The organism is Halopseudomonas sp. 4NH20-0008 (genome assembly GCF_057548395.1).
The window spans coordinates 80,312-94,089 of record NZ_BAAJMD010000005.1; the positions used below are offsets into that span (position 1 = coordinate 80,312).

The window sequence follows — 13,778 nt, forward strand, 5'->3', positions numbered from 1 at the left end:
TGAAGACCATGGATATGCGTAACCCCTTGTTCAAGAACATTGCTGCCGTCATGGCCGCCATTCTTTTCGTCAATCCGGTTGTCAGTCTGGGTGCCGATCTGGCACTGGATGCAGCCGGGGGGAATGCTAACCTGAGCCAGGCTGGGAATGGTGTGCCTGTGGTCAATATTGCCACGCCCAACAGCAAGGGGTTGTCACACAACCGCTTCAATGAATACAACGTGGGTCAGCAGGGTTTGATCCTGAACAACGCCACACAGGCAACCCAGGCGACGCAACTGGGCGGGATCATCCTTGGCAACGCCAACCTCAATAATGGCGCTGCGGGCCTGATTCTCAATGAGGTTACCGGCTCCAATCCCAGTCAATTGCAAGGTTATACCGAGGTGGCCGGACAGTCAGCCGGTGTGATCGTGGCCAACCCCCATGGCATCAGCTGTGACGGTTGTGGGTTCATCAACACCCCGCGCGTCACCTTGAGCACCGGCAAGCCGGTGATCGAACAGGGTGAGTTGACGCACTACGATGTCGATCAAGGCACGATTCAAATTCAGGGTCAGGGGCTGAATGCGACCAATATTGCTCAGTTTGATCTGATTACCCGCAGCGCGGAAATCAATGCCGAGCTGCACGCCAATCAACTGAATATCATTGCCGGTCGCAACTTGGTTGACGCTCAAACGCTGGAGGCCACTGCCAAAGCAGATGATGGCAACAAGCCGCTGCTGGCAATCGACAGCTCGGCACTGGGCGGCATGTACGCCGGGGCTATCCAGCTGGTCGGCACCGAGCAGGGCGTGGGTGTGCATCTGGCTGGTGATATGGCCGCCAGTGGAAGTGATATCCAGATTGATGCCAGTGGCAAACTGACCCTGGGCCGCACCGCGGCTCGAGACAATATGCAGGTCAGTGCCATTGACATAGAGCTGACTGAGGATCTGTATGCAGGCGTTGCTGCCTCCTTGCAGGCCCAGGGACAACTTGACGTCCAGCAAAGTCTGGCAGCCGCAGGGCATATCAACCTGCAAGCCCAGCAATTGGTCAATCAGGGTGTGATTGAGGCTGGGGTCAATCTGGACAACAGCCGTAACAGCACAGCTGACCTACAGCTTCAAGCTGGGCAGGTCGATAACCAGGGTGTTTTGCTGGCGGGCCGTGCCATCAACATTGAGGGTGGGCAGCTTGCTAATCAGGACGGCATCCTGGTTGCCGAGCAGGTCAATCTGGATGTAGCCAACCTGGATAACACCGCAGGTGTTCTGCAGAGCCGTGGTGCAACCAGCATTGCCGCCGAGCAACTGATCAACCAGCAAGGCAGTGTTATAGCCGGTAGCACGCTGAGCCTCTCAGCAGAGCTTCTGGACAACAGCAATGATGGTCTGATTGCCAGCCGCCAGCAGGGAAATATTCAAGCGCAGCAATTGGATAACCAGGCCGGGCGCATCATCAGCGAAGCGGAACTGAGCATCAGCGCGAACCAGGTTGATAACAGCGGCAGCGGCCTGTTGTCTGGCTGGCAGGGCGTAACCCTGAGTACCGAGCAATTCAACAATCAACAGGGCGGGATTCTTTCCAGCCGCTTTGCAGACCTGGATGTGCAGGTCACTGAAACCCTCGACAACAGCCAGCAAGGTGCTCTGGTCAGCGCGGGAAACCAACATATTCAAGCTGAAACGCTGAACAACAACAGTGGCCAACTGACCGCCAATGGCAGCCTCACCCTGGCACTCGGTGATCAACTGCTGAATCAGAACGGTGAGCTGATTGCTGAAGGGCCGGTGACAATCAATAGCCGCGTGCTGGACAACCGCGGGGGCTATCTGGCCAGTGAGCAGACGCTGAGTGTGTTTGCGGTAGACCTGAACAATGCTGATGGCGGGACCCTGGCCTCCAATGCAGGGCTGCAGCTGGCGCTGACCGGCCAACTGAGCAATCGCGCCGATGGGCTTATCTTTAGCCAGAACGGCAGCGTCAACCTGCAGGCACTGACGCTGGATAACGCCGAAGGCACAGTCCAGAGCCGGGAAAACCTGACCATTACTGCAGGTCAGATCGACAATGCCGAAGGCCGGATCATTGCCGCGCAGGGCAACATGGCGATTCAGGCTGACGGCTTGCATAACCGCACGGGCATTATCAGTAGTTTGGCCGGCACCATCAGTGCTGCGCTGAGCGAACTCTTTGATAACCGTGAAGGACTTTTTCAGGCGGGGCAGATTGAGCTTGAGGCTGGTGAGATCAATAACGATGCCGGTCACCTGTCGGCCACCGCCGGCAATCTGCAACTGCAAACGGGTAGTCTGAGCAACCAACAGGGCGGAATATTCGCTGCGGATCAACTGCAGCTTGACGTTCAGAACCTGAATAACCGGGCTGGAAATATCGCGGCTGATGAGCTGCATCTCGAGGCCGCAGGCCATGTAGACAACCGTGAAGGGCTGATTGAGGCGAACCAGCTACAACTGCAGGCCGCCAGTTTTGACAACCAGTCGGGCAGCCTGCGTGCACTGGCTGCCAGCGGTGCGAGCCTGATCAGATCGCTGGGCTTTTTGGATAATCGCGATGGCCTGATTGAAGTTGGCAACACGGATTTCCGGCTTGATCTCTCTGCTCTGGATAATGCCGATGGCATGATTCGGCATACTGGCACGGGCCGCTTCGACCTCGACAGCCAGCATGTAACTGGCGCTGCGGGCACCTTGATCACCCAAGGCGAGTTGCAGGTCACCGCCGACAGCTGGATACAGGAAGGCATTCTGCAGGCTGCCCGGCTGATACTCGATGTTGGTCAGTTTACCCAGACATCCAGCGGTCAACTGCTGGCGACCGAATTGTTCAGCGGTACTGGTAATGACTGGTCAATCGATGGCTTGATTGCCAGCGATAACTACATCTCGATTAACCTGAGCGGTGACTACACTGGTCATGGCCGCCTGAGCAGCCAGGGCACACTGGATCTGCAGGCCAACAGTTTAACCTTGGACGCCCCAGGCTCAATCCGCTCCGGTGGTCACAGCCAGTTGCTGCTGGATAGCAGCCTGACCAACCACGGTGTTATCAGCGTTAGCCAGAATCTTGATCTGCAGGCAACCACCTTGGCCAACCACGGTACCTTGAGCGCCGCCGAGGGCATGCAGATTCAAGCGGGTCAGCTGCTCAACGAACACGGCCTGCTGCTCAGTGGTGGCGACATGCAGCTTAATGTAGACAGCCTGCGCAACCGCTATGCCACAATCTACAGTCTGGGTAGCCTGGATATTCAAGGAGCACAGCCGCAGTCAGCCAGCACCCTGGTCGAGAATATCTCGGCCACGCTGGAGGTCATCGGTGATCTGGCCATTCGCAGTCTGGCCCTGATCAATCGTAAGGATGTGTTCAGCCAGGAGCTGGAGCAGCAGTCAGGCCAGATTACCGTGCGCTGCTATGACTGCAGTGGCGATCATCACAACGTTGATTACATTGCCACTGAAGTCTTTACCACTCAGGTAGTGGAGGATTCCGCATCCGCAAGGCTGCTCAGCGGCGGTCATATGGATCTGCAAGCCGGACTACTGGCTAACCAATACAGCACGATTGCCAGTGCCGGTGACCTGACCATCAATGCGGACAGTTTGGACAATCTGGGTGCTGATCATGCCGATGTGTCTCGTGTGCGCACCTGGAATACAGGACGGGTAACCAACGGCACCGATGAGCGGTTTCGATTCAATTACATATTCCCCTATAACGCGGCCGAACTACCCAAGGACGTACCTGTTGATGCGCTGAGTCGTTTCAGTTTCATCAGCGATATTTCAACCATAACCTCAAACGGCCAGGCCGCCCCCGCTATGATCCAATCGGCGGGCAAAGCGCTGATTCAGGTAGCAGGCACTATCAACAATGACGTGGTTCAGATCACGCCCGTCTACGTGGGTGGCGATATTGGCATTGAGTCCGGTGCCGGGGCATCCGCTACCCAGCCCCTGATATTCAGCCTTGAGCCGCAGTTGCCGCCTGATCTGGCGCAACAGGCGGTCAACCCCTTGACCCTGCCCGGCTTCAGTTTGCCGACCGATGAGAACGGGCTTTTCAGGCTCAATGTTGACGCCGGCAACGCGGATATTCCGTCCGATCTCGATCAGGCCCAGAGCCAGCAGATTAATGGCCCGGTTGCAGGAGGCCATCTTTACCTGATTGAGACCAACCCAGCCCTGACTGACCTCAAACAGTTTATGGGTTCGGATTACCTGCTGAGTCAGCTCGATTACGATCTGGACAACGTCCAGAAGCGCCTGGGCGACGGGCTGTACGAGCAGCGCCTGGTACGTGACGCGGTGATTGCCAGAACCGGCCAACGTTTCCTCGCTGGTCTGACCAGCGACGAAGCCATGTTCACCTATCTGATGGATAACGCACTGGCCAGCAAGGACGCCCTTGATCTCAGCGTTGGCGTATCGCTGACCGCTGAGCAAGTAGCGGCGCTGACGCATGACATAGTCTGGCTGGAAGAACATGAAGTCATGGGCGAGAAGGTCCTGGTGCCCGTCCTCTATCTGGCCCAGGCCGAGGGCCGCTTGGCTCCCAACGGGGCGTTGATCCAGGCTCAGAATCTGACCCTGATTGGCGGCGGTGAATTGCGCAACCAGGGTACGTTGCGCGGTACCAGCAATCTGGATGTGATGGCGGGCAATATCAGTAACAGCGGACTGATGCAGGCCAATGAACGCATTCAGCTGGTAGCGATGGATAGCATTCGTAACAGCCAGGGAGGAATCATCAATGGCCAGGACGTGTCACTGACTGCCATCAGCGGTGACATCATCAACGAGCGTACGGCGCTGCAATATCAGCTTGAAGGCAAAGGCTGGCGCCAGAGCGACACCCTGGTGGATAGCGCCGCACGCATTGAAGCGGGTAACCAGCTCAATCTCCAGGCTGGCCGCGACCTGCTTAATATCGGTGGCGCCCTGCAGGCTGGCGGGGATGCCAACCTCAGTGCCGGCAACGACCTGGTGATCAGCGCAGTTGAAGAAAGCAGTAACCTGATGCGCAAGGACCGCAGGCACTTTCACGACTACACCACAGTGACTCAGCATGGTAGCGAGGTCAGCATTGGCGGCGACTTGCAAGCCAGCGCCGGCAACGATCTGGCCGTGGTTGCCAGCCGCATCGAGGTCGGCGGCGACGCCAGCTTGAATGCTGGCGGCGATGTCACGCTGCTCAGTGCAGCCAACGAGCAGCATAACGTTTATCGCTACCGCCGGAGTGACAAGAAGGTCACCCGTGAGAACAGCCTGGTTGAGCAGCAGGGTGCTGAGGTGTTGGCGGGGGGGGATGTTGTTGTGGCCTCGGGGCAGGACATGACACTGGTAGCCAGCCGCGTTCAGGCTGCAGGTGATATCGGTCTCTATGCTGACGGTGACGTCAACCTGTTGTCCGGATTGGACGAGCAGTCGTCTTACTACATGAAGCAGGAAAAGAAGTCCTTCGGCCGCAGCTCTGCCCGTCAATCTGAAAGCTATACCAGCACTAACGTCGCAACCCAGGTCGAGGCCGGTGGCAATCTGCTGATTAATAGCAGCCTTGGGGAGCAGGGGGCGGTCATCCTCGAGGGTGGGGAAAACGTCACTATCATCGGTAGTCAACTGACAGCAGGCCAAGATCTGGCTATTGGTGCACTGAACAATGTCACCGTATTGTCAGGTGTCGAGGAGCATGGCAGTTATTCCGAGAAAAGCGATTCTGGTTTCCTCGGTTTGTCCAAAAGTGGCAGAAGCGAGCTGCGAACACAGGCAACCCAGATTGCCAGCGAACTGCAGGCTGAGAATGATGTGTTATTACTCTCTGGCAACGACGTGCGCCTTCGAGCCAGTAACCTGGTTGCAGGTAACGACACGGAGATTCGAGCTGGTCTGATTACTGAGTCCGGCGACATCAATCTGGTATCCGCTCAAGATCAGGCCTACAGCCTTCGTGAGTCCTATCGCAGCAAGGTAAGCATTTCCGGTACGGGCAACGGTATCTCGGTTTCATCCGCACGCAAGGCAGGCGATGAAGCCATAAGCAGTACCGCGGTAGGTAGTCAGGTGCTGGCTGAGCAAGATGCCTTGCTGGTTGCAGAGCGCAACATCAATCTTGAGGGGAGTCGTATCGCCGCAGGGCGCAATGTCTCTTTGGATGCGGGCCGCGACGTGAATATCCTTGCGGCCGGCAATCAACATGGTGACCGCGCCTGGGAAGAGAAAAGCCAGGTGGGCTTGAGCTTTGCAAGTGACGATAATTCGGTCAGCGTTTTTATTGGTAAGGAGTCAGAGCAGGCCCGCTTGCTGCAAACCACCAGCACGGCTGCCGGCAGTGAGGTAATTGCTGGCCAGGATGTGATGATTGATGCGGGGCGGGATATCAATCAGGTTGGTTCAGACCTGTTTGGATCAAATGACGTGAACCTGCAAGCGGGGCGCAATATCAAGATTGATGCTGCTCAAGAGACTCAGTCACAGGAACAGCATCATTCTGAGTCACGGCAGGGACTCGGGGTAAGTGTGAATCATAACTTCGGTCAAACCAAGGATGCGCTCGGCAACGCGGGGAGCGGCGATAACAGTGTAAGCCAAGGGTCAAGCATCTTAAGGGCCGTAGATAGTACAAGTCAGTTCTTCGCAGGCCCCTCATCTGATGTTCGATTGGGCAGCTCCAGTGAAAGCTTTTCTCAGCAGTATACGGCTGAGACAAATCGCTCATCCACGTTGGGCGCAGGGAATAATCTCACCTTAACGGCTAACAATGATCTAAGTGTGAATGGTGCCTATCTTGACGCCGGTCGTGATATCAGCCTTAAAGGCCAAGATGTAACTCTGGGCACAGCCCAGGGCAGTTATAGCGATAGATATCAGCAGAGCCAGAGCTGGGCTGGCGTTCATGGCGGCACCAGTGGAGGTATTAAAGCAGGCATCGGTGGTAATCGAGGGGTTTCCGATGGAGAAGGTACAGAGGGCACGATTTCAGCAACGCATTTGAACGCGGGGCGCAACATCAACCTGGAAGCAAGCAATAATCTGAGCCTGATCAGCACCCAAGCCCAGGCAGGCAATAACATTGATTTGAAGGTCGGTAATGACATCGAGATTCGTGCATCACAGACATCGAGCAGCAGCGACAGTGATAGACGGAGCGCGGGTGGCGGTGTTGGTTTGGCGCTGGGTTCCGAGGGTGTTGGCGTCTACTTCAATGTAAACGTTGGTGTGGGTAACCAGCAAAGAGAAAGTGTCCAGCATCAGGAGGCTTACCTGTATGCCGGAAACCAACTCAATTTCAGCAGCGGCCGTGATACCGTCATAGCTGGTGCGCAACTTCGCGGTGAGAATGTGACAGGCCGTGTTGGTCGCGATTTGCTGGTCAGCTCCGTAGTTGACACTGGTAGTGTAAGCGGTGAAGAGTTCGATCTTAGTGCCACGGTAGTCATAGGCCCTGGTTCAAGTGTCAGCGGTGCAGTGGGTGCGGGCCGCTCCAGCGGTGAGACAAACTGGGTGCAACAGCAGACCAGCATCACTTCTGCAGATCAACTGGATATTCGTACGGAAAACCATACCCAGCTTGATGGCGCATTGATCGCTTCTGACACCGGTAACCTCAAACTGGATACCGGTACGCTCGGGTTCAATGACATTCAAGGCCGGGATAAAGAGGATTCTTATTACCTCAACATAGGCGGCTCCTATGGCGTTTCCAATGGAAGTACCCAGCAGGACTCAAGCCAGGTAGGCAAGGGCGATGAAGGTGTCAGTGGGTGGAGTCTGGAAGGCCACGAATATACAAGGGATCGTGAACAAATCGTCCGCGCTACGGTGGGTGCAGGTGAAGTTCTTGTACGCAACGATGCAGCAACCGGCGAGGACTCCAGCGCTGGGCTGAACAGGGATGTCAGCAGAGCCTATGAGATTACAAAGGATGAGGAAGAACGCACGGATCTTTATGTGACCAAATCGTCGGTGGAAGCCGTTGCCAGTCCGCGGGTGACGCTGGAAACGTGGCAGGAAAATGCAGAAAACTATGGTCGTCACTCAGTCGAGGCTTTCACCAATCTGGAGATATTAAAAACTGCGGCACAATCGGAAGCAGAGCATAACCAGTTGGTTGCAGCGCTGGCCTGGGCGCCAGCACTCTTGGTAGATGCCATGGATGCCATGGATACTGCAACATTGTCTTTAGGCGTTTTCCCCGGCGTAGCGAACCATGGCGGGCTGATAACTCAATTACCGGTAATGGTAACAGGCGACTTGCGGCCAATGCGTGTAACGGGAACGTTCAAGACAGATGAAGACGGTCAGTTGGTACTGGTTGAAGGGAAACCGGTGCTTGAGGACGGCGCGACAGTGGAATATTTCACAGGTTTTAGCGAAGAAGTAGACAAGATTTTTACCAACGGAATCATGAATAGCATGGAAGAAGCTGTGGTAAATGGTCTGATGCAAACAGGTCACAACAACGGAGAGTTCAGTTTTGTATTGGCCTACAACCCGACTCACGGGCTAATTGGCGACGCAATTGAGACAGTCTTCGATAAAAATAGCCAGGGAGCGGTTCTGTCGGGTACTGCAAGGAACCTCAACAGTCTGTTTCAGAGCGGCTTGGATGCAGGTCCCGATACGCTGCATATCTATGGGCATAGTCAGGGTGCTGTGTTGACCTGGGTAGCTATCAAAGGCTTGGATTTTTCTCAGGATGGGCGCATCGAAGCCTCACTTAATACCATCCAGCTCTCTGGAGCGCCAATTGATGCAATTAGATTTCACAATGATGCTCGGAACGTCGGATTCAAAGATGAAGACCAGCGAGCGTTTCAGGTAAACCGTCCAGATGAGACGGTGTTTTTCGGCCTATTGCCCAAGACCGATACGGTTTCGGATTTACCTCTGTATTTAGGCGGCAATGCGCAATATTCGGATGACCCGCTGGCGCGCACGCTTGGCGCATTGTTCACCATAACCAGCCTGTTTGGTGAAGGTAGCCCTCATAGTAATTACGCGTGCGTAACCTGCGAACCTTCAGTACCCGGCAGCGTTGACGCGCAAGTCCATGAGATAGTCATCAAACCAACCTTGATCGATAGTCAGGGGAATACCAGGAGACTGGAATGACCAAGTGGTTCTTTTTGCTTGTCCCTGTGTTGGTATGGCTATCAGGTTGTGGTGGGCATCAAGTTGAGTATGGTGTGCCCAGTCAGAATGGCTATGTGCATTATTCTCTGTGTGAAAAGGCCAAGCAGCGCATTACTGATATGAAGCGCATCAGTTTCGAGTTGCCGCTCCTTTTCAAACAGGCGCCCTGCCGCAACTGGCCTGATTATGGTTATGACGCTAAGCAGGATCATCTTAGCGTGGAAATCCCAGGTGTTATTGCTAATGAGGGGCAGATGTCAGTCGGCGGCGTCCATGCCATGTCATTTTTTGCGGGGCTGCGCAGGGAGTACTTTTTATCCCCCGAGGGATTTTTTGAGGATTACAGCGAATACCTGAGTGAGCGCAGGGAGATTGCCCGGCTGGTAACAGCCAGCTGGGTTGACTGGTCGGGCGGACGTTGTGCGCGCTTTTACTCGGAAGGTGACAACGGCATTTTTCTGCGCAGGATGCTGGAGTACACCTGCTGGGAGTCTGTCAGCGGTTCAAGCTTTCCTATCCATATAAAGGCCACAGAAAATCTACCGCCGGGCTACACCCCAACGAACCTTGATAAAGCGATGATCGAGCCGGTGCTGGCCAGTTTGCAGATCCACCCTGTACCGGCTGAGCGTTTGGCCTTCTGGGCCAGCGACAAGACTGAGTTCTGTACAACCCTTAAAACTAACTTTGACGAGAAAAAAGCGTTGAGGATGGGCGATAGCCCTGATCGACGCCGCTCAGTGCGTTTCTTGCGCGAGTGTGGCTATGAGGTGCCCGACCCGGTCGGAATAGCAGGCTGGGGCGAGTTGTTTAAACCTGGCGGTCGTTTGATTGGTCGGGCAGATGGCGAGGAGTCGCTGCGCCGGCTGAGCCCGGAGCAGTTTGCTGAACTGGAAGCGCGACTGATGTCGTTGCTGCCCGCGCCAGGCGTGCGACCTGAAATCAGGGTTCAGACCTTTACCGCGGATCGTAAGGGGCTGGTAGAGTCCTTCAGGGCGACAGGTCCCTATGCAGGCGACTGGTACCGCGTGCCGCCTTCATACAACGACCGCTATGGTTTTGGTATCCGCAACGACCCGGTGCTGGGCCGGGTGATCGATGTGCATCTGGGGTCGGGTGGAATGCCGCCAGGGTTGCGGATTGCGATTGAGTAGAGGCTGCTGGTCTCTGGTAGCTATGCCTGGCTTTAAGGCAATTAAGGCAATCTCGAAGTAGCTAGACATGCTGCAGATGTATGCCGCAGTGCTCAACAGATTCAAGGAAAAGTGGTTTGGCGTATGGACTGCAACTAATAGATTTTAAAGCAGATAGTTCACATAACGAGGTTTCTGATGAAGTTTGGTGGCTGCATTCAATCCCGTAGTGTTTTATTGGTGCTTTTGGTTTTTCTGATTCATGGCTGTGCCAGCGTAACGGACCAACGTCCTCGACAGACATTTTGGGTGGAGAGTTTTGCCGTTTCGCTAGAGGGTGAGCATGCTGATTTCGCTTCCGAGTCCGAGGTCACTGCTCAAATGCGTCAAGCCTTTGAGTGGTATTTACTGGCACAAGGTCGTTTAGCTGCGAGTGCTGATTCGGCTGACCTGGTGCTTGATGTACAGGTTGACTACCGTCGTATTCTGGACACTGGTGCCATTGCTCGGCTTGCAATTGGAGGGGTTTACTTGGCCAGTGCTGATGTTGGTTATAGCGTGCATATCCGCTCGGCATCAGGTTGGAAACATGACATGGTCGAGCCGAAGAAGCGGCTGGTCCCCACCGGCTTGTTGCACGATGCCAAGCTTATGAGTTCCCTGCTGACTCGAAGATCGAATGCTGATACCGATCAGCTGTACATAAGCAAAGTGCCGGAAAAGATTGCTGATCAATTGATCGGCCTAACATTGCCTGTATCAGCAAGCGCTATAAACCCCTGAATAGGCTTCAGGGTAATCGGGGTCGGGTAATCGGGTCAGATGAACATATACATGGAGGTTAGTTTATGGAGCAGCAGGTAGAACTGAAAAGCAGAGATTATGCAGGCTGGCTCTTGATGCTACCCCTGCGTGAGCGCTTTTTGTTAGTGATCACTATCGCAACGTGGGCTTTGCCTACCGCTTATTCGCTACTCACTAGACCTTTCGAGAGCGTGCATGATGTTCTGGTAATGTTCGTAGCCAATGCACTTTTGTTTTGGCCTGCACTGGCGGTTTTCTGGGCCATATATTCAGTTTTCTATGCGAAGTGGTCTGGTGCTCAAACGGGGCCTCATCGATTTCGACTTTCAGATGAAGGGCTCGAGGAAGAGAATCAGTCCGGGCGGCTCATAACGAACTGGAGCAATGTTAAGAATATTCGGCTCACGCGGGGGAGCCTGATAATCGGTTTGAAAGGAATGCGATATCACATCCTGCCGCGGCGATGCTTTACGGACGAGGAGTTGCACAGCTTCTACCGTGCAGTTAAGACGTATCTGGGCCAACCAGATGACTTCCCACGCAAACCAACGCCCGTGCCACCCGGATCGCCACCGGACAACTCCAGATGGAAAAGCGGGGAAGACGACACCTGGCGCTGATTTTTTGCTTGTGGAAGTGTTAGCGGTCATTGCTGTAACGCGCTTGTCGAAGGTTAAAAGCAAGACTATGGTCAGGTCTTGCCTTTGCCGGCAGTCTTTGAAGGGCGCAAAATTACCAGTAGTCTTGTTTTACTTCTCATCATGGGGGCCAAGGAATGGCCCGATCATTAAAACTGGAATTTGCTGGCGCCTTGTATCACATTACGGCGCCAGACGATTTATGAAAATGATGCAGATCGCACTGCATTTCTTGAGCGTCCGGGCGCTTAACTCAATCTAAGGAGAGCGTTGTAAACCCTCTCCTTGTATGAGCTCAGTGCTTGCGGCTGTCAATCACCGCTTGCCATGTCAGGTGATTGTCGTCGTCAGGCGGTGGTTGATTACTGCGCTTGTCAGCGCTGCGAACCAGTAACCATGCCACTAGAGTAAAGAGTGAGACGGCCAGCAGAATGACGCTGGCGATGGCATTGATCTCGGGTTTGACACCCAGGCGCACAGAAGAGAATACCTCCATGGGCAGCGTTGTTGCCCCCGGCCCGGAGACAAAACTGGCCAATACCAGATCATCCAGTGACAGGGTGAAGGAGAGTAGCCAGCCAGCGGCAATCGAAGGTGCAATCATCGGCACGGTAATCAGCAGAAAGGTCTTCCACGGTGGCGCGCCAAGATCCATGGCCGCCTCCTCCACCGATTGATCGAGTTCACCCAGGCGGCCGCTGACGACGATCGCCACATAGGCGGTACAGAAGGTGGTGTGGGCTATCCAGATGGTCATCATGCCGCGTTCGGCTGGCCAGCCGACGGCTTGCGCCATGGCGACAAACAGCAAGAGTAGCGATAGACCGGTGATGACTTCCGGCATGACCAGAGGCGCGGTGACCAGACCAGAAAACAGCGTACGGCCGCGGAAACGCTTGATGCGGGTCATGACAAAAGCCGCCAGAGTACCGAGAGCGACTGCCGCTGTGGCGGTAAAAAAGGCAATCTGCAGACTGCGTTTAACCGCATTCATCAACTGCGTGTTGTCCAGGAGCCCGACATACCAGTGCACTGACCAGCCACCCCAGACCGTGACCAGGCGTGAGGCATTGAAGGAGTAGATGACCAGAATGATCATCGGGATATAGATGAACGCCAGCCCGAGCCAGAGCATGATTGAGGAAAAACTCAAGCGACTGTTCATGCGTTCTTCTCCATTTCCCTGGACTGGTTGTAATGGAACAGGGTGATCGGAATTAGCAGAAGCAGCAGCATAACAATGGCTAGCGCTGAAGCCACAGGCCAGTCACGATTATTGAAGAACTCCTGCCACAGCACTTTACCGATCATCAGGGTTTCCGGTCCGCCGAGCAGCTCGGGGATGACAAACTCACCCACTACCGGAATGAACACCAGCATCGAGCCGGCAATGATGCCGGTTTTGGACAGGGGTACGGTCACGCTCCAGAAGGCTTTGAGTTTGCCGGCACCCAGATCCATGGCTGCCTCGAGCAGCGTGTGATCGTGCTTGACCAGATTGGCATACAGCGGCAGCACCATAAACGGCAGGTAAGCGTAGACCACGCCGATATAGACGGCGGTATTGGTGTTGAGAATCTGCAGCGGTGAGCTGATCAATCCCAGGGTCATTAAAAAGCTGTTGAGCAGACCATTGGTGCTGAGAATGCCCATCCAGGCGTAGACGCGAATCAGAATTGCGGTCCAGGTCGGCATCATCACCAGTAGCAGATAGATCAGTTGCTTGTCCCGCGGTGCTCGGGCGATGGCGAGGGCCATGGGGTAGCCGATAAACAGGCAGATCAGGGTGGAGATCAGCGCCACCTTGATGGAGCCCATGTAGGCGGCAAAGTACAGGCCGTCCTGAGTCAGGAACAGGTAGTTGCCAAAATTCAGCGCAATGTTCAGCTGTTGACCCACATAGTCAAACAGCGGTTTGTAGGGCGGAATGGCAATCGCAGCTTCGGACAGGCTGATCTTCAGAACGATGGCGAAGGGCAGCAGAAAGAACAGGAACAGCCACAGGTACGGGACGCTGATAACCCAGAAGCGCCCACTTGGCAGAACACGAGAGAGCATCTTGT

Annotated in this window: 6 protein-coding genes; 4 read left to right on the forward strand and 2 right to left on the reverse strand. The window is 54.9% G+C overall.

Annotated features, from left to right (window positions below):
* Positions 1–8 precede the first annotated feature (8 nt).
* The 4 genes from AC27HQ_RS06815 to AC27HQ_RS06830 all read left to right on the forward strand — a co-directional run bounded on the left by AC27HQ_RS06815 (position 9) and on the right by AC27HQ_RS06830 (position 11,697).
* Positions 9–9,119 (forward strand): hemagglutinin repeat-containing protein, encoded by a 9,111-nt coding sequence (locus AC27HQ_RS06815; protein WP_487155393.1) that lies wholly within the window; start codon positions 9–11, stop codon positions 9,117–9,119.
* A gap of 140 nt (positions 9,120–9,259) precedes the next feature.
* Positions 9,260–10,294, forward strand: coding sequence for a hypothetical protein (locus AC27HQ_RS06820; protein ID WP_487155394.1), 1,035 nt, complete (start codon positions 9,260–9,262; stop codon positions 10,292–10,294).
* Between the two features lie 177 nt (positions 10,295–10,471).
* Positions 10,472–11,056 (forward strand): hypothetical protein, encoded by a 585-nt coding sequence (locus tag AC27HQ_RS06825; RefSeq protein WP_487155395.1) that lies wholly within the window; start codon positions 10,472–10,474, stop codon positions 11,054–11,056.
* A gap of 65 nt (positions 11,057–11,121) precedes the next feature.
* Complete coding sequence (locus AC27HQ_RS06830) at positions 11,122–11,697, forward strand: YcxB family protein (protein WP_487155396.1); 576 nt, start codon at positions 11,122–11,124, stop codon at positions 11,695–11,697.
* A 313-nt stretch (positions 11,698–12,010) separates the two neighbouring features.
* Here the strand turns inward: AC27HQ_RS06830 and AC27HQ_RS06835 are convergent, their stop codons facing one another.
* Both AC27HQ_RS06835 and AC27HQ_RS06840 read right to left on the reverse strand, forming a co-directional pair.
* The gene (locus AC27HQ_RS06835; RefSeq protein ID WP_487155397.1) at positions 12,011–12,880 is read right to left on the reverse strand and encodes an ABC transporter permease subunit; all 870 of its coding nucleotides are present in this window, start codon (positions 12,878–12,880) and stop codon (positions 12,011–12,013) included.
* Entirely contained in the window at positions 12,877–13,773 is an 897-nt protein-coding gene (locus AC27HQ_RS06840) for an ABC transporter permease subunit (protein WP_487155398.1), read from the reverse strand. Before AC27HQ_RS06840 ends, AC27HQ_RS06835 begins: the two co-directional genes overlap by 4 nt.
* Positions 13,774–13,778: the final 5 nt, after the last annotated feature.